The organism is Blautia sp. BCRC 81119 (genome assembly GCF_003184505.1).
Lineage (GTDB): Bacteria > Bacillota > Clostridia > Lachnospirales > Lachnospiraceae > Blautia_A > Blautia_A fusiformis.
Genome location: NZ_QJHD01000034.1, coordinates 1 through 21,482, shown reverse-complemented (window position 1 = coordinate 21,482; position 21,482 = coordinate 1). Strand labels below are relative to the sequence as shown.

Sequence of the window (21,482 nt, the reverse complement as noted above, 5' to 3'; positions counted from 1 at the left end):
CATAGATATGGTTTTTTTGATGTTCACACCAGTTCTTTGTTTTTGATCAGCATTTCTTTGATGATATCCTGTGTATAGGAACCTAAGCGGCGCTGAGTATCCCGGTCAAGCTCTGAAGGAATGATAGGCTTGCCATATTCGATCACTACGTGTGTAGGTGTCATCTTCGGGAAATTGGCCTCCCAGATATTGGCAGAGTTGCTGATCGCAATAGGAATGATCGGGCTTTTGGCTCTGGTCGCGATCTTGAAGCTGCCGTCATGGAAAGGCAGCATTTCTGTTTCATCAGCATTTTTATTTCGGGTTCCTTCCGGGAAGATACATACGGAAATGCCGGATTTCACATAGTCTGCAGCCTGAAGGATCGTTTTCAGACCCTGCTTGATATCCTCTCTGTCGAGAAAGAGACAGTAGAGATTGCGCATCCAGTTGGAGAGCAGCGGATAATGCTCCATTTCCTTCTTGGCAACATAGCCGGTGCGGATCGGACAGCGGCTGTAGGTGAGCAGGATGTCGAAATAGCTTCGGTGGTTTGCTACATAGAGAACAGCCTGATCCTTTGGAACGTTTTCTTCGCCGATGACGGTGACTTTGGCGCCTGTGATCCACAGGATGAATTTGAATATGGCCTGTACCATGCGCAGAGAGCTGATATCCTTAGTCATGGGAGAAAATTTCCCGATGATCCATTCTACAAGGAGAACCGGAATGGTCAGCACCAGATAGGCGATCACCACGATACAGACAAGTATGAATCGAATCATGTCTTTTGTCCTTTCTGTTATAGATACTTGCGGAGAGTTCCGCAGTAAGATGGTATTTTTATATTATACGAAGAAAATCCGATAGTTGCAATAAATCTTTCCCTGCTCACATAGAATAAATACTGAATAATGGTTACTGTTTACTGGTGATCTTCCGCAAAGCGTGTTACTGAGAACGGAGTGAACAGTAACGAATCATGCAGGTGGCTTATATTATGAAAAAAGCAGTATTTCTGCGGATCGTGCTGACAGCTGCCGTGCTGGCACTGCTGCTTTCCGGGTGTCGATTTGTCCAGGTGGAGGAAGAAGAACGAAAACCGGTAGATTACACCGTTGTGGAACGCCGGGATATCCCGGAGGAGCTTTCCAGGCTTATGGAAGAAAAAAAGGAAAAGGAATTTCAGCTGAGTTATGAAACCGGAGAGGATCTTTACCTGGCCAAAGGGTACGGGCGGCAGATGAGTGGCGGATACAGCATCCAGGTAGAGGAGCTTGGAGAATCCTCGAATGGGATATTTTTTGTTACAAAACTTCTTGGACCGGAGGATCTTAAGGAGGCAGGAGTTCCGTCCTATCCCTGCATTGTGATAAAAACCCGGAAACAGGAAAAGCCGGTAACGTTCCGGGAAAGCAGCAGTCCGGTGAAAAAAGAGTCGGAGAAAGGGGAATAGACTGTGGAATTAAAAAAAGAAAGCATGCAGATATTAAAGGAAAAAAGCAGGGCAAAAAGTCAGATCACTTTTGATGAGGATTTTAATGTACCGGATGCAAAACCGGATGCAGGAAGACTGATCCAGAATAAGGGCAGGATCATTATGGATGATGTTCGTCTTACTGACGGGAAAGGTATTCTTACGGGAAATCTGCAGGTAGATATTCTTTATGTGGGGGAAGAAAGAGGGATCGTCAGCAGTCTTACTGCAAAACTTCCATTTGAGGAAACCTTGAACCTGAAGAATATCATAAACGGGGATAAAATGTGTCTGAAGTGGGAAATTGAAGATCTTACGATCCGCCTGATCCATTCCAGAAAGCTCAATATCAAAGCTTTGGTAACTTTTTGTGCGACTGTGGATGAAACGGAACAGATCCGCCTTCCGGTGGCGCTGGATGCAGAAGAGGTATCAGTCAGAAAAAAAACAGTCCGTTTTCTGGGACTTACCGTACATAAAAAAGATACACTCCGGATCAAGGATGAGTATACCATTGCCTCCAATCGTCCGGATATCGCCAGCCTGATCTGGTATACTATGGATGTACGGGGACTGGATCTGAAGCCGGAGGAAAATGTGGTAAAGGCAAGGGGAGAGCTGTCCGTTTTTGTGCTGTACGGAGCAGAAGATACAGAAGCCCCGGTGCAGTGGCTGGAATATTCGTTGCCTTTTTCCGGAGAAGTGGAATGTCCGGACTGCACGGAGGAACTGATCCCGCTGATCGAAGCTTCGGTGATGCATCAGAGTCTGGAGGCCAAACCGGATGTCGATGGGGAAGAACGGATCCTTGTTTCGGATGTTGTGCTGGAGCTGGATATGAAATTTTTCAGGGAAGAGGAATATGATCTCATTACCGATGTGTATACACCGATCCGTGAATGTGTTCCGGAAGGAAAGAATGAGGTACTGGAACGGCTTCTGGTACGTAATTTTTCCAGATGCAGGATCAGTGACAGGATCCAGGTAAAGGAGACTCAGGGAAAAGTCCTCCAGCTGTGTCACAGTCAGGGAAAAGTGAAGATCGATAAGACCAGGATCGTAGAGAACGGTGTGCAGGCAGATGGCGTGGTCATGCTGAAGATCCTGTACATTATTGGAAATGATGATATGCCGTTTTATTCCATGGAGGCAATGATACCGTTTTCCCATATGGTGGAAGCAAGAGGGATCCGACAGGACAGCTGTTATCAGTTAAAAGCAAAGCTGGAGCAGCTTTCCGCAGCCATGGCAGATGGAAATGAGATCGAGATTCGGGCAACTGTAGGACTGGAGCTTCTGGCAGTTGCCAGAGAACCGGTATTTATCATTGAGAAAGTAGAGGAAAAACCACTGGATATGAAAAAACTCCAGGCTATGCCGGGAATCCTGGTTTATATGGTAAAACCGGGAGATGAATTGTGGGATATCGCAAGGAAATATCACACATCTATCCAGGAGATCCGGACGATCAATGCTCTCAAGGAAAATCAGGAACCCTCTCCGGGAACTCCGCTTCTTGTTGTGAAAAAAGTGGAAGGTCAGATCAAATAAAAAGTGGAATATTTTGCTGTTGAAAAGAATGTAAAAATCATATAAAATACATGTATAAATACTGTATACAAAGTACAAATGGAGGGGCTTATGCGTTTAAAAGCAATGGCAAAGATCAATCTCGGACTTGATGTTCTGGGAAAGAGAGAGGACGGTTATCATGAGGTACGCATGATCATGCAGACCATCCGTATGTATGATATCCTGGATATCAGAAAGACCAGACGGCCGGGGATCGTACTGACGACCAATCTTCCGTTTATTCCTACAGACCAGAGAAATCTTGTATATAAGGCAGCACAGATGCTGATGGAGGAGTTCGATGTTGAAGAGGGACTTTCCATCAAGCTTCGTAAATTTATCCCGGTGGCAGCAGGCATGGCAGGAGGCAGCTCCGATGCAGCGGCCGCATTTGTGGGTGTGAACCGGATGTTCCATTTAGGGCTTACCGAAGAACAGCTGATGGAACGTGCAGTAAAGGTCGGAGCAGATGTTCCGTATTGTATCATGCGGGGAACAGCTCTTGCGGAGGGAATCGGAGAGAAGCTGACCAGACTTCCGGAAGTTCCGAAATGTTATGTTCTGATAGGAAAACCGGGGATCAATGTTTCTACAAAAACAGCCTATGAGAATCTGAATCTGGAAGGGATCGGAAAACATCCGGACATCGATGGACTCATTGGAGCTATCAGAAATAATGATCTGTATGCCATGGCATCCAGAATGGAGAATGTATTTGAACCGGGGATCATCCGACAGTATCCTGTGATCGGCAATATCAAGAACCTTATGGAAGAAAAAGGTGCGCTGAAAGCCGTGATGAGTGGAAGCGGTCCTACTGTGTTTGGAATCTTTAATAACAGGGATAAGATGGCCGCGGCAGCCAGAAGCCTCAGAAAGAGCGGGCTTGCAAAGACTGTATTTGCCACGGATATTTACAATAGAGATGGAGGAGTTACAAATGACAAGTGATTTTTCTGTGGATATGAATGAATATCTGCCGCTTCGGGATGTTGTTTTTAACACCTTGCGGCAGGCAATCCTGAAGGGAGAGCTGAAGCCGGGCGAAAGACTTCTGGAGATTGCCCTTGCAGAGCGTCTTGGCGTGAGCAGAACACCGGTGCGTGAGGCTATGCGCAAGCTGGAGCAGGAAGGTCTTGTAGTGATGATCCCACGTAGAGGTGCACAGGTAGCCAGCATCACAGAGAAGGATCTGAACGATGTTCTGGAGGTGCGTATCGCCCTCGAAAATGTTGCCATAGAAAAAGCGTGCAAGCTGATCACAGAGGATGAGCTGGGAAGGCTCTGGGTGGCAGCCAAGGAATTTGAAAAAACAAAAGCAGAGGGAAATCTGGTCCGTCTGGCGGAAACCGATGTGGCTTTCCACGAGATCATATATCAGGCTTCTGATAATAAGCGTCTGAATCAGGTCCTGAATAATCTCCGTGAGCAGATGTACCGTTATCGTGTAGAGTATCTGAAGGAGGAGCAGACAAGAAATCTTCTGGTCAGTGAGCATGAAGAACTGGTAAAAGCCATCCGTGAAGGAGATGTGCAAAAGGCGCAGGATATTTCTTTCCATCATCTGGAGAATCAACGAAAAGCGATCATCCGTACTATCCGCGCGGAGAATGAGGCAAAAGAGGCCGAGAAAAAAGAATAAGAACCGGATATGCGGGAATATTAAGAGAGATGTCATTGGGGCATCTCTTTTTTTAACCGAATCAAGTAAGTCCCCTGTTTCAATTGCGAAAAGCAATAAGCAGTGGGGGAACTTGCTGTAAAGGATGGTGGCTTTATGGAAACAAGGAAGATATCGATATCTCTTCATGAAAATGAATCATATATCCGGAAACGGTGTGAAAACTGCGATGATATCCTGATCAGGCCCATGCGCCTTGGTGAGGGACATAAGGCGGACTGTCTGATGGTCTATATTGAGGTTGCGGTTTCAAACATGATGCTGGATGATTCTGCTATCGGAAAAATGATCAATCATTTCTGGGAGATCCCGGAGGAAAAGATCCGGGAATTTATCCGCCGAAACAGTCTTGGAATTGCAGATGTGAAGGAGCTGTCTTCCATGGAGGAGGTATTTGGTGCCATTCTTTCGGGAAATGCAGTTTTCTTTCTGGATGGATACGACAAAGCAATGAAAATTTCCAGTAAAGGATATCCGGGGCTGGCTGTATCAGAGGTGAAAACGGAAAAGGTCCTCAGAGGCTCCAAGGAGGGCTTCTGTGACAGTGTAAAAACCAATGCGGCCCTTGTGAGAAAGCGGATCCGGGATACCAGGCTGAAGGTGGAGCAGAGCAGCATCGGTGTACGCTCCAATACGGTGGTACAGCTTCTTTATGTGGAGGATCTGGTCCATGAGGAGCTTCTGACTGCTGTGAAAGAGCGCCTGGAATCTTTTGCAGTGGACGGGATCCTGGACAGCGGGATGCTGGAACAGCTGACAGAAGAAGCATGGTATTCTCCCTTTCCTCAGTTTCAGACAACGGAGCGGCCGGACCGGGCTGCCCAGGAGCTGCTGAATGGAAAAGCAGTTCTGCTCTGCGACAATTCGCCGGTGGCACTGGTGGTTCCCGGAGCATTCAACAGTTTTATGGAAAGTAGTGAAGACTGGTACAACCGTTTTGAGATGGCATCCTTCCTGCGGGTGCTCCGGTATCTGGCCATGGCTGTGGCAACGCTGCTCCCCGGACTTTATCTGGCTGTGATCCGGTTTCATACACAGATCCTTCCGGCGAATCTGATCCTTTCCTTTGCACAGGCAAGAGAGGGCGTCCCATTTTCCAGTGTAGTGGAGCTGGTGTTCCTGGAACTGTCTTTTGAGTTGATACGGGAGGCTGGTGTGCGGATCCCGGGAGCTCTTGGAAATGCCATTGGGATCGTAGGAGGACTGATCATCGGACAGGCTGCGGTGGAGGCCAATCTTGTCAGCCCGGTGGTAGTGATCATCGTGGCACTGACAGCACTGGGATCACTGGCTATACCTAATGAGGAATTTGCTTCTGCATTCCGGCTTCTGAAGTACGTTTTTCTGTTTCTGGGAGGATTTCTAGGTATATTCGGAATCGTGTTGGGACTGTATCTCACCATGGCGCATCTGGCAGGCCTTTTAAGCTTCGGTGTCCCATATCTGGTACCTTTTGTAGAGAAGAACAGTGAGGCGGAAACCGGTGGAAGGATTTTGCGACAGCCCTTCCGGAAGCGGAAATTCCGGCCGCTGTATGCCAGAAATGCCCAGAAACGCAGGCTTCGGACAAGGCCATGGAGCCGGAAAGGATAAAGGTTATGAGATTTGCGGAGAATAACAGGATTTCCCACAGACAGCTTTTTCGGCAGATCATACTGGTGTTTCCGGCGCCGTTTCTGCTGTGCCTGTTTAAGAATGGAGCGATGTTGGGCATCAGTGCCATGGCAGGGACAGCTGCTGCGGCCGTAGTGCTCTCTTTTTATGTAATCTGGCTGATACGTCTGACACCTGCATATGGGGAGCTTTCCAAAAGGCCAGGAAGTTTTACTGTACGATTTATTGGCCTGTTCTTTTTGGTATATGTGATCGCAAGTTCGGCATTTCTTTCGGGCCTTCTGGGGGAGGTGATCCCGGAAAGTCTGATCAGCGGGATTTCCGGAAAATGGCTGTCTCTTCTTGCAGTTGCAGCCTGTAGTCTGGGAACGCATCGCGGAATGCAGAGAAGAGGGCGGATCGCTGAGGTGTCCGGAAGGATTTTTCTGGCAGGGATCCTTCTTCTGATGCTTTTATGTGCAGGGCAAGGAAAAACAGAGTACTTTATGGAAGTGATGAAAGATCCGGAAACAGGATTTACAGGAGAGCGATGGCTCCGTGATCTGTATACACTTTTGTGTGCTTTTTCAGGAGCAGGACTTCTTCCCTTCGGGCTGGAGTATGCAAAAAAACAGGGAAGTGCCAGAAAACCTGTGATCCTGGCTTTTCTTACAGTTTGCGGGATCATTTTTGGAATGCAGCTCCTTCTTCCGGCAGTCTTTGGTGGTGCACGCCTTAAAAACGAGATCTGTCCGGTACTGCCTCTTCTGGAGGGTGCAGATCTTCCGGGAAACGTACTGGCGAGATTTGATGTGATATGGATGGGGTTTCTGGTATTCGGACTTTTGTTTTCTCTGGGAAGTTTGTTTCATTACGGAAATCAGATCGCGGAAAAAACCGGATTCGGGACCGGTCGGTACTGGATCCCGGCAGCAGGCTGGCTGCTTTCCCTGTATGAGAGAAACGGGATGGGGATCCGGGAGTATTATGGCTGGTATCTGGGGTACATCTTTGTGCCGTTTCTGATTGTGATACAGCTTTTTCTCAGTACGGAAAACCGGGGAAGACGGAAGAAAAAAGTAACTGTGGCAGGACTTGTCCTGGTCATCACTTTGACGGGATCAGGCTGTGCGGCAGTAGAACCGGAAAAAAGAGCTTATCCGCTGGCACTGGGGGCCGGTGTTTCAGAGAATGGCTTTGTGCTGAAATATGCAATGCCGGATATGAGTACAGCTACCGGACAGGAAAAACCGGACGAAGATCCGATTTCTGTGCTGACTCTTTCCGGCCGGGACTTTCAGGAGATCGAGGCAGTTTACAACCGGTCTCAGGAAAAATTTCTGGATCTGGGTCATCTTGAAGTGCTGATCCTGGATGAACAGATTCTGGAAGAGGGATCCCGGGAAGCACTGATCGGATATCTGAAGCAGGAAGAGCATATCGGAGAGGATGTCTACGTGTTCCGGACGGATATGCTGGGAGATGTTTTTCACTGGAAGGGAGCCCGGGAAAGCTCCATAGGGGAATACCTTCAGGGAATCCAGGAGAACCGCACATCCGGGCAGCAGAAGAAGGGTGTGACTCTGCGGGAGGTATATCATCAGTTCTGTCAGGATGGAACGCTGCCCTGGCTTCCGGAGATATGGGTGGAAGGTGAGCTTCTGGAAGTGGATTACGGCAGTAATGAATAGATGGGAGCCGGACTGTTAATAATACAGATGATGATCAGTACGATAAATCGTACAGTATATCTCTGGATAAGATCATCAGAAGATTTTTGACAGGAGGGCTTGCTCATGGAGCATATAAAAATGAAGAAGCATGTATTAAAAAAAGCAGGAGGGTTCCTTTTGCTCACGGCAGTGATCCTTGCAGGGAGTACCTGGGAGAGAAGAACTGCCGGTGATCGGCAGCCACAGTTTTATGCCTGGTGGGGAACGATCTACCCGGAATTCTGCTTTGAAAAAGCAGAGGATAACGGGGAAAATAAGCCGGTGAAGATATCCTTCTGGCTTGCGCAAGCCCTGGATTGGTGATACAATATTTCAACGGACCAATCACGTTCGATTAATTATTTCAGGAGATAAGATCAATGAATATAGACAGAAACGCACCGGTGGGTGTGTTTGATTCCGGTATCGGAGGACTGACAGTAGCCCGGGAGATCATGCGCAATCTCCCATCGGAAAAAATCGTATATTTCGGAGACACAGCCAGAGTTCCCTATGGAAGCAAATCCAGAGAAACGGTGATCCGTTATTCCCGCCAGATCATTCATTTTCTGCAGGAACAGAAGGTGAAGGCCATTGTGGTGGCCTGTAATACAGCCAGTGCATTTGCTCTGGATGCGGTGAAGGATGAACTGGATATCCCGATCCTTGGAGTGATCGAGGCCGGTGCCAAAGTTGCTGCCCAGGAAACCAGAAATAAACGGGTGGGCATTATCGGAACGGTGGGCACGGTAGGAAGCGGTATCCATGCCTCTTATCTGAAGGAACTGGATCCGGAGATCACCGTGATCGGAAAAGCGTGCCCGCTGTTTGTTCCGCTGGTAGAAGAGGGCTGGTATCATGATCCGGTCACTGAGGAAGTTGCCAGAAGATATCTGAAGGAGCTGCAGGAGCAGGAGATCGATACACTGATCCTCGGATGTACGCACTATCCTCTTTTAAGATCTACCATCCGCAAGATCATGGGTGAGGAGGTCTGCCTTGTGAATCCTGCATATGAGACGGCGCTGGAGCTTAAAAAGTTACTCTCCAGACTGGATCTTGCCAGCAATGAGGTAGCACAGGAGGAATTCCCGTATCGCTTTTATGTAAGTGATCTTGCAGAGAAGTTTAAGGATTTTGCCAATTCCATCCTGCCGTATAACGTAGAAAAAACACAGAAGATCGATATCGAAAAATATTAAACAGATCTGTACATAAATGATAGGAGAAAAGAATGCAGAAAGAAGTTTTGATCCATGTAAGAGGGCTTCAGATGATGGATGCACAGGGGGATCAGGAACCTATAGAGATCATTGTTCCGGGACAGTACTATTTCCGCAATGGTTCTCATTATCTCAGATATGAGGAACTGCTGGATGAAACAGCAGAACCCACCATCAATTACATAAAAGTATCCGGAAAGGGTCTGGAAGTCAGCAAGAAGGGACTGGTCAATGTACACATGGTATTTGAACAGGGCAAAAAAAACATGACCTATTATACTACCCCTTACGGAACACTTCAGATGGGAATCTCAGCTACGAATCTGGAGCTGACGGAAAGCGAAGAGAACCTTCAGATCAAAGCAGATTATGCGCTGGATATGAATGAAGAACATGTGGCAGACTGCTATCTGGCGATCCAGGTACAGCCAAGAGACTGCAAGGATTTTGTTTTATAGATCCTGCAGAAAATAAAAGATATATAATTACACTACATAAGAACAGCCGCCATGCATCAGGGGAATTCCTGAAAGCATGGCGGCTGTTTTGGATTCTGATCATTTACGGAATCTTGCGAGGAAACCTTTTTTCTTCTTCTGTGGTGCTTCGAGAGAACCACGGATTCCTTTTACGCCAACGATGTAAAGGCCGCTGACTTCAGCTTTGATCTCTTTTTTGACCGGGATCAGATCAAAAACTTTTTCATCTGCAATAAGGATGTTGATCTTCGGACCGACTTTGGCTTTTACGATCGGAAGCTTGGACCGGCGCATAAGCTTAGGTGTCTGGTCGATGACCATCTGTGGAAGTCCGGAATCTTTCAGCGGCATCCGTTTTTTATCGATGACCAGCATGGAAACTGTCTGCTTGTTAGCCTGGATTTGAGCCTGCTGTTCGTCCTGTTTTTTCTGAGCTTTTTTTCCGAAGAAATAGAGTGCGATCACTGCTGCGATCAGAATAACGAGGATGACCAGAAGAACGATGGTAACTGTACTCATTTGAGAATCCCCCTGTATATATATTTGTTTCGCAATCGGTTACATTACGCAAACAACATTTTAGCATTGTTTCATCAAAAAGGCAATTAAAAAAGTGAAAAAGACAGGTGGAACGGTGGAAATTTCAGCAGTTACCAGTTATAATGATTACGATGCAGTTCATCTGTGTATGCTGCAGAGAATACAGGACATAACTATCTTTGAGCTAACATATGTGATGGATAAACCAGAGATGGAGGAAATATTATATGAAAGAGAAAAAGCCCGGGGGAACCCGACCGGAAATGGGGACTCCTGAGTACGAAGAATGGCGGAAAGAGGTATTGAAACGCCGCAGAAAGCGCCAGCTGAAGGAACGCAGAAAACGTTTGGCTATCATAACAGCGGCAATGATCGTCGCAGTCGGGGCATCCGTAGGGGTCGGTGCGCTGAAGGGCAGAAGTGAGAAGGCTTCAAAAGAGAAGACGGTTTCTTCTGACAAACAGAAAGAACAGACCGTTTCCGGAGAAAAAGCTTTAGAAGCAGGTACTAAAAATACAGAGACCGCTTCCAAAGATACTCTCGCAGAGGCAGAGCTTCTGGCCAGTCAATATAACTATGACAAAGCTATCGATCTTCTGAAAAAGGCTCCGTCCTATGATTCTGATAAGAAGATGCAGGCAGCTGCAAAAAAATACGAAGACATAAAAGCAACCTGTACGGCATGGCCCCTTGAAAAGGTGACACATGTCTTTTATCATATTCTGATCAAGGATCCATCCAAAGCGTTTGACGGAGACTACAAAGAAGCAGATTATAATCAGGTCATGACAACCATTGATGAGTTTAACAAGATCACGCAGACCATGTATGACAAGGGCTATGTGATGGTAAGCATCAAGGACATGGCAAAGGCAGACGACAACGGGAATATCACAGAGGGAGAGATCCTTCTTCCGCCTGGGAAAACGCCGTTTGTCCTCTCACAGGATGATGTATGCTATTATCATTACATGGACGGTGACGGCTATGCCACGAAGCTGATCGTGGATGATAAAGGAAAGATCCGCAATGAATATGCGGAAGATGACGGAAGTGTCTCCGTGGGAGATTATGACATGGTTCCGTTGATCGACCGTTTTGTGGAAAAGCATCCGGATTTCTCATACCGCGGTGCAAAAGGAATCCTGGCACTTACCGGATACAACGGGATCCTGGGATACCGGACCGACGAAAGCTATGAGACCCGTCCGGCAGATCTGGATGAAAATAAAGTACAGTGGCTGGATGCACATCCGGATTTCAGCCTGGAAAAAGAACGGGCAGCCGCAAAAAAGGTTGCCGATGCCATGAAGGCAGAAGGCTGGGAATTTGCGAGCCATACCTGGGGACATCAGAATGTGGGACAGGTCACACTGGAGAAGCTTCAGGCAGATACCGAACGTTTCAAGAAAAATGTAGATCCGCTGATCGGGGGAACGGATGTTATCATTTTTGCTTTTGGAACCGACATTACCAATGACCAGGAGTATTCCGGGGATAAATTCGAATATCTGAAGGGGCAGGGATATAATTATTACTGCAACGTGGATTCCAGCCAGTATTATGTACAGATCCGGGATCGGTACTTCCGTCAGGGAAGACGGAATCTGGATGGATACCGTATGTATTATAACCCGGAACTGTTATCCGATCTTTTTGACGTAAAAGATGTTTTTGATCCGGCAAGACCGACACCGGTACCGCCGATGTAACGGTCATATCCGGAGATACGAGGGGACTTTTAGAAAGGGGCATATATATTATTATGAAGAAAAAAATTGCAGGTGTACTGACAACAGTGCTTGCGGCGTCACTTCTTGTGGGCGGAAACCATCCGGTCACTGTTCAGGTGGACAATATGATCTCCGGGACACAGGATGACGAGGATACACAGTCTGATGAAGCGGAAGCAGAAGCTGCAGAAGCCGAAGAAGAACAGTCCGAAGAAGCCAAAGTAGCAGCGGACCCGGAGGACCAGCCGGCAGCTACCGAGACACCGAAGGAAGAAAAAAAGGCAGAAAAAGAAACACAGAAAAGGGAAGCTGCCGAGAACAGCTCCGACAGTACTTCCTCAGACGAAAAAACACTTCTCAAAAAAGCCAAAAAACTGGCACAGCAGTATGATTACACCGGCGCGATCTCCGTGTTGAAAAACAACTGGAAATTTGCCACCAGTGACAAGATGCAGGAAGCAGCAGCAGCCTACATGAAAAAAAGAGATGCCTGTGTGGAATATCCACTTGAGAATATCACCCATGTATTTTTTCATTCCCTGATCGTGAATACCTCACTGGCCTTTGACGGAGATTCCGATGAGGCCGGATATAATCAGATGATGACCACAGTCAGCGAGTTCAAAAAAATGCTCCAGATCATGTATGATAAGGGTTACGTACTGGTGAGTCCTCATGATATGGCTGTGATCAATGATGACGGAACCATGAGCAGGGGAAAGATCATGCTGCCGGAAGGCAAGATTCCTTTTGTTCTTTCAGAGGATGACGTCAGCTACTATCATTATATGGACGGAGACGGATTTGCCACAAAGCTGGTGATCGACGACAACGGAGATATCAAATGCGAGTATAAGAAGGCAGACGGTACAGTTGTGACCGGAGATTACGATGTGGTGCCGATCCTGGATTCCTTTATCAAAGAACATCCGGATTTTTCCTATCATGGAAGAAAGGGTATTCTGGCAATGACCGGTTATAATGGTGTTCTGGGCTACCGTACAGATGGGGCATATAAGACCAAGAAGAATCTTCAGGATGACCAGAAGGCTTTTCTCAAGGCCAATCCGGATTTTGACTATGATAAAGAAGTAAAAGCAGCCAAAAAAGTGGCGAAGGCCATGAAAAAGGACGGGTGGGAATTTGCAAGTCATACCTGGGGTCACAGAAACGCTACAAGCTCCACAGCAGCGGAGTTGAAGACCGATAATAAAAAATGGGAAAAATATGTGGCACCCATCCTCGGAAAAACCGATATGATCATTTTTGCCTTTGGTGCGGATATCGGCGATTGGGAAGGATACACCTCGGATAATGAGAAGTATGAGTATTACAAAAGCCGTGGCTACCGCTATTTCTGCAATGTAGATTCCAGTCAGTATTTTGTGCAGATCACAAGTGAATATTTCCGTCAGGGAAGACGGAATCTGGATGGATACAGAATGTATTACAATCCGGATATGCTCAGTGACCTGTTTGATGTATCGGAGGTGTGGGATTCTTCCAGACCGACACCGGTACCGGAAATGTAAGACAGCAAACACACTTTACAAATCTGTATAAAAAAAGATTATAATCGAACCGACAGTACTTGATGAAGGGAGTAGGTTATGAAGAAAAAAGCATATCTCATGGTTCTTGCACTGTGTGCGGCACTGGCGATCACTGCATGTGGCACATCAACAGACCAGAAAGATGACAAAAAACCTGCAACAGAAGCGCAGGATACAACAGATAAAGAAGATTCCGGATCTGCAGATTCCAAAGAGTCAGAAGAAACGGATTCCAATAAAGACAGCGAAGAGGCAGCCTCCGGAGACACAAGGCTTGTTTCCGTGGATGATGTGAGCAAATATGTGACCATCGGAGAATATAAGGGGCTGACTCTTGATAACACAGTAGAAGCCGTAACCGATGATATGGTTGACGGAAGGATCAAGGAAGAGCTTCAGAACAAGGCTGAGGAAGTAACGGAAGGCAGTGTTCAGAACGGAGATGTGGTTACCATTAATTATGTGGGAACCAAGGACGGAGTGGCTTTTGACGGCGGTACTGCAAATAATTATGAGCTGACCATAGGCTCCGGAACGTTTATCGACGGATTTGAGGACGGGATCATCGGAATGAAAAAAGGTGAGACCAAGGATCTCGATCTGACTTTCCCGAAGGAATACTCTTCGGAAGAGCTGGCCGGACAGGAAGTGGTATTTAAGGTCACTCTGCAGAGCTTTAAGCGTGCACCTGAGCTTACCGATACCTGGGTAGCCAAGAATACAGACTGCAAGAGTGTGGATGATTACAAGAAGGAAATCCGTACTACACTGGAGGATGAAGCGAAGACAAGTGCACAGAACACATTGCGTGAAACTGCATGGAACACAGTGCTTTCAGCATCTGAAGTGAAGGAATATCCACAGGAGGATCTGGATACAGCCAAGACAGAGTTTCGCAGTCTGTATGAGAATTATGCAAAACAGGGTGATATGACGCTGGAGGATTTTGTAAAAGCTCAGGGAATCTCCATGGATGATTTTGAGGAGCAGAGCGGTCAGTATGCGGAGTTTAAAGTAAAGCAGAACCTGATCGTACAGGGGATCATGGATAAGGAGAATATGACACTTGAAGATAAAAAATCTCTCAGTATCCAGGATGAACTGATCAAAGCATACAGTGTGAAGGATCTGGCTGCGCTGGTAGATAAATACGGACAGGCAGCCGTGGATGAATCCATCGGACTTCTCAGAGTGGAAGATTTTATCCTGGACAATGCAACGGTTGAGGAGAAGGTTTCTGCCGGTGATACCCAGGGAGTAAACGGAGATGATCCTTCCTCGGACGGAAGCAGTGCGGAAGGTACCGTGGATGAAGAGCTGGAAGCGGCAGAGGCTACAGATATGGTGCCGGAAGACGGCGAGGCGGATCAGGATGCAGACAGCAGCACATCGGATGCAGCGGGTCAGGAGTGATCTGACAGTATCAGCAGCTAAAAAAGTGTGGTGCCCGGAATGTGTTCCGGGTGCCATTTTTTTTACATGTGCATCGCGAAGTGTGTTACTGAGAACGGAGTGAACAGTAACAAATTAAGAGATTCTTTCGGGAATTTCCATTGTATTTAAGCGTTAAATGCGGTATGATTAAAGACAGACATTAAATATCAAAGAAAGATATGAGTATATAAACGGGGATGTAAAAAATGGACAAAAGAGTTTTGCGTGAGAGGATGCGCAGAAAACAGCAACAGTTAAGACGGCGGCGGATGATGAAGCGGATAACCTGTGTAGTTGCGGCGATTCTTCTGCTGGTTTTTGTTGTTCGAGGGGTAATTCTTCCCATCGTCAACCATGCAGGCGGCGGAAGCAATAAGGATGCGGAGACAGTAAATGTTCAGGCAAATACCGCCGGAGCTTCCACAGACAGCAGTACGAAGGACGGTACGGCATCGACGGATACGGCTGCTTCGGATACAGACAGCGCGGATTCCGGTACGGATGCAACGGTGATGCCGGTAAAGGGCAGTGCAGCAGGCGAAAGGCTTTCTGTTATGACTCCGGGATGGCATGAGGATTCTACAGGAAAGTGGTATCAGAATCCGGATGGTACATATTATGTAAATGGTTTTGCGGATATTGACGGAACAACATATAGCTTTGATAAAAAGGGATACATGCAGACCGGATGGGTGGAGAAAGGTGTGAAGGACTATTATTTTAATGAGGATGGCTCTTATGATCCTTCCAAGAAGCGCCCGATGATCGCTCTGACTTTTGATGATGGTCCTGGAGAGTATACAGAGACACTTCTTGATACTGTTGAGAAATATAATATCCATGTTACGTTCTTTATGCTGGGACAGAATGTGGAGGGCCGTGAATCTACCATACAGCGAATGGTAAAGCTTGGCTGCGAGATCGGTAACCATACTTGGGATCATCCGGAACAGACGCTGCCGAATATGGATCTGGATTCTGTTATGCAGGAGTTCCAGAAGACGGATGATGCACTGGTAAAAGCCTGTGGGCAGGCATCAACAGTATGTCGTGCACCGTATGGCGCGATCACAGATGAGCAGATGAGTGCAGTTGGCAAGCCTTTCTTCATGTGGTCTACGGATTCTCTGGACTGGAAGCTGATGGATGCGGATGCAGATTATAACCAGATCATGAATGATTCCTCACTGGGAGACGGTTCTATCATCCTGATGCATGATATTCATGAACCATCTGTGAAGTGTGCCACAGAGAAGCTGATCCCGGCACTGATCGACCAGGGATATAAGCTTGTAACAGTCAGCGAGCTTGCAGAAGCGAAGGATGTTACGTTACAGAGTGCTTCCTATTCTGACTTCTGGGACAGCTCTCTTCAGGCTGGTCGTGTTGCAGGATATGCAGGAAATTCCAGCGATTCAGAGGATTCCTCTGAGGATGGCTCCGATGGAAGCGATTCTTCTGACGGATCGGATGTCAGTGACGGATCTTCCGATGAAGGGGACTATTCCGATGGTTCTGACGAAAGTGATTATTCGGATGGATCTTCCGATGATGGAAGCTATGATGATGGTTCCTACGACGAATCTTATGACGATGGAAGCGAAGAATATTAAAAAATGACAGGAGAGACCTGAATGACAAAATGTGCGTCATTCAGGTCTCTTTTTTGACTTTATCTGACACTGTCGGATAATAGACACATATTAGCCGGAGAGGGTTTTTCCTTGACTGAAAATATGGGGATTGGTATAATTATAGAATAAAAAATTCCACTTAAAATTGGGGAATGGACGGTGGCAGAACTATAAAGGGAGGTACCTGAAAATGGGAAAGAAATTACAATTTACGGAGCTTGACCAGTATCTGTTTGGTCAGGGCACGAATTATGATATTTACAGGAAGCTGGGAGCACATCCAGATACGCAGAACCGAAAAAAGGGGGTTTATTTTGCAGTGTGGGCACCTAATGCACAGGCGGTTTCTGTTATAGGTGAATTCAACGAATGGGATACGGAGAAGAATCCCATGAAAAAAGTTGGACCCATTGGCGTTTATGAGACATTTGTACCGGGAGCGAAGATCGGACAGCTGTATAAATTTTACATTACAGGTGCACATGGTGAGGAGCTTTACAAGGCAGATCCATATGCCAATGCCGCTGAAATGCGTCCCGGAACAGCTTCTCGTATTACAGATATCACCAACTATAAATGGAAAGATGATACCTGGATGAAAAATCGCGAGAACTTTGATCCGGACACAGGTGCCATGTCTATCTATGAGGTGCATCCGGGTTCCTGGATGAAGCATCCGCAGACAGCAGAGGATGAGGATGGTTTCTATTCCTACAGAGAACTGGCGCCGAAGCTTGCACAGTATGTCAAAAAAATGGGATACACCCATGTGGAGCTTATGGGTATCGCAGAGCATCCTTTTGACGGTTCCTGGGGCTATCAGGTAACCGGCTATTACGCACCGACTTCCCGCTACGGAACACCGCAGGATTTCAAATATCTGGTGGATTATCTTCACCGTCAGAAAATCGGTATCATTCTTGACTGGGTACCGGCACATTTTCCGAAGGATGCACACGGACTGGTTAACTTTGACGGAACTGCTGTATATGAGCATGCAGATCCGAGACAGGGTGAGCATCCGGATTGGGGAACCAAGATCTACAATTACGGACGTCCGGAGGTGAAGAATTTCCTGATCGCAAACGCTCTTTACTGGGTAGAGGAATGCCACGTTGATGGTCTTCGTGTAGATGCGGTTGCATCCATGCTCTACCTGGATTACGGTAAGAAAGACGGTGAGTGGATCGCCAATAAATACGGCGGAAACAAGAATCTGGAGGCTATTGAATTTTTTAAGCATCTGAATACCGTTGTTCTCGGAAGAAATCATGGAACTGTCATGATCGCAGAGGAATCTACCGCATGGCCGATGGTAACAGGTAAGGCAGAAGACGACGGGCTTGGATTCTCTCTGAAGTGGAATATGGGCTGGATGAACGACTTCCTGGAATACATGAAGCTAGATCCATATTTCCGTAAATTTAATCATAATAAGATGACATTTTCTATGACTTATGCATACAGTGAGAAATATGTTCTGGTTCTGTCTCATGATGAGGTAGTACATCTGAAGTGTTCTATGCTGGAGAAGATGCCAGGAGAGCTGGATGATAAATTCAAGAACCTGAAGGCCGGATATACTTTTATGTTCGGGCATCCGGGTAAGAAGCTTCTGTTTATGGGACAGGATTTCGGACAGCTGCGTGAGTGGAGTGAGGCCAGAGAGCTTGACTGGTATCTTCTTGGCGAGGAAAATCATCAGAAGTTGCAGCAGTATGTCAGTGATCTTCTGCATATCTACCGCAAATATCCGGCACTTTACGGTGCAGATAATGATCCATCTGCATTTGAGTGGATCAATGCCAACGATGGCGACAGAAGTATCTTCAGCTTTGTGAGAAAATCTCCTACAAGACGTAATAATATCCTGATAGTATGCAACTTTACACCGGTAGCACGTCCGGATTACCGTGTAGGCGTTCCGAAGAAAAAACAGTACAAGCTGATCATGGATGAGCAGGGGCTTCTTCCAAAGGGCAAGGTATTTAAAGCCGAAAAGAAAAATTGTGACAACCGGGAGTTTTCTTTTGCATATCCGTTGGAAGCTTATGGAGTTGGTATATTTACATACTGATATTCTGTATAGCGAAATCTTTGAAAGAAAATATAAGAGATAAAATAAAAATACCGGAGATCTGTGTACCTTTGAAGTGTTGGCTTCAGAGGTGCCGGATCTCCGGTATTTTATGGATCTGGGTATAAACTGGTTACGAAAAGTTATCGCTATTCTTCGCTATCATCGTAGGAACCATCATCGTAGGAACCATCATCGTAGGAACCGTCGTCGTAGGAACCATCATCGTAGGAACCGTCATCGTAGGAACCGTCGTCAGAGTAACTGTCGTCGTAGGAACCGTCATCCGAGGAGTCGTCTGTGCTGCCTGAGTTATTATCAGCAGAGTTAAAGTCTTCGGAAGTGATGTCAATGCCTTTATCTGCGTAATATTTTTCTGCTGTGATGGAGTCGGTATCTTCTACGACATTTCCGGATGCATCGATCATGTTCAGGTCTGTGTCAATAGTCACATCCAGGAGGTTGGTCCCTGTGGATGGAGTGACATTCATGGACATGATCTCGTTGAACTTTTTTTTCAGGTTGTCAAGAGTGAATACACCGGAACCAATGTATGACTGTACACCGTTCTGAGATGCAAGTTCTTCTGTGTAATCGGAAAGCATATATGGTCCGAATTCACCGGCATCGCTGTTGTAATGCATGACCAGAGGTTCCACTGTAGGGGTCAGGATCTCAATTGAGGTCTTGCCGTCCTGTACGGTTTTCTGAATGGTGAATTTTGCCATTCCGCCGAGAAGTTCTTCCAGCTTCTGCTGGGTGGATACGAAATTTCCCAGAGAGTAGAAGACTACAGTTTCATTGCCTTTGTCATCAGTAAGGCGGCCATATGGCTGGAGTACATGTGGATGTCCGCCGATGATGACATTTACGCCCTGCTCCATAAGGTAGGCTGCCCACTGTTTTTCGTATTCGTTTGGCATGGTTTCGTCTTCGGTACCCCAGTGTGCTACAAAGATGATGCAGTCGGCCTGCTGTTTTGCTTTCTGGATCATGGCTGTGATCTTGTCTTTGCGGATCATGTCGATCATGTAGTCTTTTCCTTCAATGCCGCCTACGTTTGTGCCGTAGGTGTAATCCAGAAATGCGATCTTGATACCGTTTACTTCACGGATCTTGACGGTGTCGGCATCTTCCTGGGAGTCATGGATCCCCAGAAGTGTGACATCCGGATATTTGGTTTTCCAGAAGTTCAGTGTGTCTGTGAGGAAGCCTTCTCCGAAGTCATCGATGTGGTTGTTGGCGGATTCTACTACATTGAATCCTGCTTTTATAATGGCGTCTCCTACTTCTGTGGGTGTTGCAAAGGATGGGTAGGAGCTTACGCTGTCATGGTCGGTTGTGAAGACGGTTTCCTGATCAATCATTTTGATGTCTGCGTCCTTGATGGCGTCCTGGATGTGGGTGTAGATCTTGTCGTAGTTCCAGTTGCCGTCAGAGGATGCGCCTGCGTCGATGAGACTCTGGTGATAGAGGTTGTCGCCTACTGCGATGACGGAGGCAGTGGTAGTTTCGGCAGTGGTGTCGGCTGCTTCCTGATCGGCCTTGGCTTTGACTGCCGCGGCTTTTTTCTGGGCGTCTATAGCTGGTTTGCGGATGAGGCGGTAGTCCAGCTGATTGAAGAAGAGGACCAGGATCGCAAGGACGATGACGGATGCCATAAGACTTACGCGGGCATTGCTGCGTTCGCGGAAGTTCAGGGGGATGTTGTCCTTGGGGTTGCGCCGGGGTTCTCTGAGGGGATCCGGGGTGGAGCTTTTTTTGAAGACTCCTTTGAGGGAGTCGGGGATTTTGATGTTGGGTGGAAATTTCATTTATGTTTTACCTTGTCTTTCTTTGGATTTTGAATGCGATTGATTGGTGATTGTTCGCTTTGTTATTTTTGATTTTTGTTGTGTGGTTGTATTATAGCAGATTTTTATTTTGGTGGGAAGAGGGTGGTGGGGGTGAACGTACGCCCGAGCCGGGGATGCTGTCTGGTCTGCGGCTTCGTCGGGGGCTGGCTTCTAGGCTGCCGGGAATCTGCTAAAAGCGTTTTCCAAAAGTCCGAACTCGCGTCTTGCAGCCGCTCAGACAGCGGACTTTTGAAAAACAACGCAGATTTCCGCCAGCCAAGAATCAGCTCCCCTCCTGCAGAGGCAGACCAGACAGCATCCCCGGCTCGGGCTGTGAGGTTCAAGGCGGTAGGGTTAGGGTGGTTGGGCGGGAGTTGGATGAGCCGTCAGCGCTGCGCTGGACGGCGTGGAGGAAAGGCTGAGTTTCCTTGTGGTTTGATGGGAAGGGGGTGGGCCGAGGTGCTTCGCTGTCGGCTGGGAGTGTGTCGAGGTGCTTCGTTGTCGGCTGGGAGTGTGTCGAATTGTGGTGGAATTTTTGGATGGGTTTTGCGTGATTTTTTTTCTGGTGTATGGTATGGTTGGTATATCTTATAAGATCTTTTGTCTGTATGGACATTCTTGGAGCTTCGGGTTCTGAAGCGTTTTCCATTTTTTGTTACTGTGAAGGTTCTGAAAATCCGTTTTATGGGGTTTTTATCCAATGCATCGTAAAACCCCTTGCGTCAGCTATGGGGATATAAGACGCGTCCATCGAATTTATGCAAGTAATTGAAGATGGACAAAATAGTAATTGTATTAACTAATGAGCCATAGTATAATATAAATATAAACATAACATATGAATCAAACAACAATGTCGTCTATTCCTGTAAATACCATGTAGTATGGTGTCCAAAGTATAGACGAAAAGTATTAATTAATGGTGTGGACGTCCGGCTGAAGGAGCTGCTCACAGAGTAT

19 protein-coding genes are annotated in these 21,482 nt (G+C 46.9%); 16 read left to right on the top strand and 3 right to left on the bottom strand.

Annotation, left to right across the window (positions count from 1 at the left end; genetic code table 11):
• Positions 1-23 precede the first annotated feature (23 nt).
• Positions 24-764, bottom strand: coding sequence for a lysophospholipid acyltransferase family protein (locus tag DMI82_RS17305; protein WP_022427300.1), 741 nt, complete (start codon positions 762-764; stop codon positions 24-26).
• A gap of 215 nt (positions 765-979) precedes the next feature.
• Between DMI82_RS17305 and DMI82_RS17300 the strand changes: the two genes are divergently transcribed.
• The 9 genes from DMI82_RS17300 (at position 980) to DMI82_RS17260 (ending at position 9,695) form a co-directional block, all read left to right on the top strand.
• Positions 980-1,435: a protease complex subunit PrcB family protein gene (locus DMI82_RS17300; RefSeq protein ID WP_110104075.1), complete on the top strand. Its 456-nt coding sequence runs from the start codon at positions 980-982 to the stop codon at positions 1,433-1,435.
• Positions 1,436-1,438: 3 nt separating this feature from the next.
• Positions 1,439-3,007 (top strand): DUF3794 and LysM peptidoglycan-binding domain-containing protein, encoded by a 1,569-nt coding sequence (locus DMI82_RS17295; RefSeq protein ID WP_021653079.1) that lies wholly within the window; start codon positions 1,439-1,441, stop codon positions 3,005-3,007.
• Positions 3,008-3,097: 90 nt separating this feature from the next.
• Positions 3,098-3,979 (top strand): 4-(cytidine 5'-diphospho)-2-C-methyl-D-erythritol kinase, encoded by an 882-nt coding sequence (gene ispE / locus DMI82_RS17290; protein WP_110104074.1) that lies wholly within the window; start codon positions 3,098-3,100, stop codon positions 3,977-3,979.
• Positions 3,969-4,670, top strand: a complete 702-nt coding sequence (locus DMI82_RS17285) for a GntR family transcriptional regulator (protein WP_022427303.1) — start codon at positions 3,969-3,971, stop codon at positions 4,668-4,670. Before ispE ends, DMI82_RS17285 begins: the two co-directional genes overlap by 11 nt.
• A gap of 135 nt (positions 4,671-4,805) precedes the next feature.
• Positions 4,806-6,302, top strand: coding sequence for a spore germination protein (locus DMI82_RS17280; protein WP_110104073.1), 1,497 nt, complete (start codon positions 4,806-4,808; stop codon positions 6,300-6,302).
• 5 nt (positions 6,303-6,307) lie between these two features.
• Positions 6,308-7,993, top strand: coding sequence for a GerAB/ArcD/ProY family transporter (locus tag DMI82_RS17275; RefSeq protein ID WP_110104083.1), 1,686 nt, complete (start codon positions 6,308-6,310; stop codon positions 7,991-7,993).
• Between the two features lie 105 nt (positions 7,994-8,098).
• Entirely contained in the window at positions 8,099-8,338 is a 240-nt protein-coding gene (locus DMI82_RS17270) for a hypothetical protein (protein ID WP_021653073.1), read from the top strand.
• A 56-nt stretch (positions 8,339-8,394) separates the two neighbouring features.
• On the top strand, positions 8,395-9,216 hold the full coding sequence (gene murI / locus DMI82_RS17265; RefSeq protein WP_021653072.1) for a glutamate racemase: 822 nt from the start codon (positions 8,395-8,397) through the stop codon (positions 9,214-9,216).
• A gap of 32 nt (positions 9,217-9,248) precedes the next feature.
• A complete protein-coding gene (locus tag DMI82_RS17260; protein WP_021653071.1) occupies positions 9,249-9,695 on the top strand; it encodes a DUF1934 domain-containing protein in 447 nt (148 codons plus the stop codon).
• 99 nt (positions 9,696-9,794) lie between these two features.
• Here the strand turns inward: DMI82_RS17260 and DMI82_RS17255 are convergent, their stop codons facing one another.
• Positions 9,795-10,235: a type IV pilin gene (locus tag DMI82_RS17255; protein ID WP_021653070.1), complete on the bottom strand. Its 441-nt coding sequence runs from the start codon at positions 10,233-10,235 to the stop codon at positions 9,795-9,797.
• A 115-nt stretch (positions 10,236-10,350) separates the two neighbouring features.
• Here DMI82_RS17255 and DMI82_RS19950 point away from each other — a divergent pair, with 115 nt between their 5' ends.
• The 6 genes from DMI82_RS19950 to glgB all read left to right on the top strand — a co-directional run bounded on the left by DMI82_RS19950 (position 10,351) and on the right by glgB (position 18,687).
• On the top strand, positions 10,351-10,533 hold the full coding sequence (locus tag DMI82_RS19950) for a hypothetical protein (RefSeq protein ID WP_158526507.1): 183 nt from the start codon (positions 10,351-10,353) through the stop codon (positions 10,531-10,533).
• A complete protein-coding gene (locus DMI82_RS17250; RefSeq protein ID WP_330409306.1) occupies positions 10,484-11,968 on the top strand; it encodes a polysaccharide deacetylase family protein in 1,485 nt (494 codons plus the stop codon). Before DMI82_RS19950 ends, DMI82_RS17250 begins: the two co-directional genes overlap by 50 nt.
• Positions 11,969-12,021: 53 nt before the next feature.
• Positions 12,022-13,521, top strand: coding sequence for a polysaccharide deacetylase family protein (locus tag DMI82_RS17245; protein WP_021653067.1), 1,500 nt, complete (start codon positions 12,022-12,024; stop codon positions 13,519-13,521).
• A gap of 78 nt (positions 13,522-13,599) precedes the next feature.
• Positions 13,600-14,955, top strand: coding sequence for a trigger factor (tig, locus tag DMI82_RS17240; RefSeq protein WP_110104072.1), 1,356 nt, complete (start codon positions 13,600-13,602; stop codon positions 14,953-14,955).
• A gap of 227 nt (positions 14,956-15,182) precedes the next feature.
• A complete protein-coding gene (locus tag DMI82_RS17235; protein ID WP_021653064.1) occupies positions 15,183-16,589 on the top strand; it encodes a polysaccharide deacetylase family protein in 1,407 nt (468 codons plus the stop codon).
• 211 nt (positions 16,590-16,800) lie between these two features.
• Positions 16,801-18,687: a 1,4-alpha-glucan branching protein GlgB gene (gene glgB / locus DMI82_RS17230; protein WP_110104071.1), complete on the top strand. Its 1,887-nt coding sequence runs from the start codon at positions 16,801-16,803 to the stop codon at positions 18,685-18,687.
• Between the two features lie 149 nt (positions 18,688-18,836).
• On the opposite strand, the gene DMI82_RS17225 is transcribed toward glgB, so the two are convergent.
• Positions 18,837-20,501 carry a CapA family protein gene (locus DMI82_RS17225; protein WP_242981867.1) on the bottom strand — a complete coding sequence of 555 codons (1,665 nt, stop codon included), beginning with the start codon at positions 20,499-20,501 and terminating at the stop codon, positions 18,837-18,839.
• Between the two features lie 846 nt (positions 20,502-21,347).
• On the opposite strand from DMI82_RS17225, the gene DMI82_RS17220 reads away from it, so the two are divergent.
• Positions 21,348-21,482 (top strand): transposase (locus DMI82_RS17220; protein ID WP_199579978.1); only part of this gene is annotated, 135 nt, incomplete at its 3' end.

Excerpts from the sequence above, each read along its gene's own strand:
- DMI82_RS17305 (WP_022427300.1), bottom strand. The coding sequence starts at position 764 with ATGATTCGATTCATACTTGTCTGTATCGTGGTGATCGCCTATCTGGTG.
- DMI82_RS17300 (WP_110104075.1), top strand. The coding sequence starts at position 980 with ATGAAAAAAGCAGTATTTCTGCGGATCGTGCTGACAGCTGCCGTGCTG.
- ispE (WP_110104074.1), top strand. The coding sequence starts at position 3,098 with ATGCGTTTAAAAGCAATGGCAAAGATCAATCTCGGACTTGATGTTCTG.
- DMI82_RS17285 (WP_022427303.1), top strand. The coding sequence starts at position 3,969 with ATGACAAGTGATTTTTCTGTGGATATGAATGAATATCTGCCGCTTCGG.
- DMI82_RS17280 (WP_110104073.1), top strand. The coding sequence starts at position 4,806 with ATGGAAACAAGGAAGATATCGATATCTCTTCATGAAAATGAATCATAT.
- DMI82_RS17275 (WP_110104083.1), top strand. The coding sequence starts at position 6,308 with ATGAGATTTGCGGAGAATAACAGGATTTCCCACAGACAGCTTTTTCGG.
- DMI82_RS17270 (WP_021653073.1), top strand. The coding sequence starts at position 8,099 with ATGGAGCATATAAAAATGAAGAAGCATGTATTAAAAAAAGCAGGAGGG.
- murI (WP_021653072.1), top strand. The coding sequence starts at position 8,395 with ATGAATATAGACAGAAACGCACCGGTGGGTGTGTTTGATTCCGGTATC.
- DMI82_RS17260 (WP_021653071.1), top strand. The coding sequence starts at position 9,249 with ATGCAGAAAGAAGTTTTGATCCATGTAAGAGGGCTTCAGATGATGGAT.
- DMI82_RS17255 (WP_021653070.1), bottom strand. The coding sequence starts at position 10,235 with ATGAGTACAGTTACCATCGTTCTTCTGGTCATCCTCGTTATTCTGATC.
- DMI82_RS17250 (WP_330409306.1), top strand. The coding sequence starts at position 10,484 with ATGAAAGAGAAAAAGCCCGGGGGAACCCGACCGGAAATGGGGACTCCT.
- DMI82_RS17245 (WP_021653067.1), top strand. The coding sequence starts at position 12,022 with ATGAAGAAAAAAATTGCAGGTGTACTGACAACAGTGCTTGCGGCGTCA.
- tig (WP_110104072.1), top strand. The coding sequence starts at position 13,600 with ATGAAGAAAAAAGCATATCTCATGGTTCTTGCACTGTGTGCGGCACTG.
- DMI82_RS17235 (WP_021653064.1), top strand. The coding sequence starts at position 15,183 with ATGGACAAAAGAGTTTTGCGTGAGAGGATGCGCAGAAAACAGCAACAG.
- glgB (WP_110104071.1), top strand. The coding sequence starts at position 16,801 with ATGGGAAAGAAATTACAATTTACGGAGCTTGACCAGTATCTGTTTGGT.
- DMI82_RS17225 (WP_242981867.1), bottom strand. The coding sequence starts at position 20,501 with ATGAAATTTCCACCCAACATCAAAATCCCCGACTCCCTCAAAGGAGTC.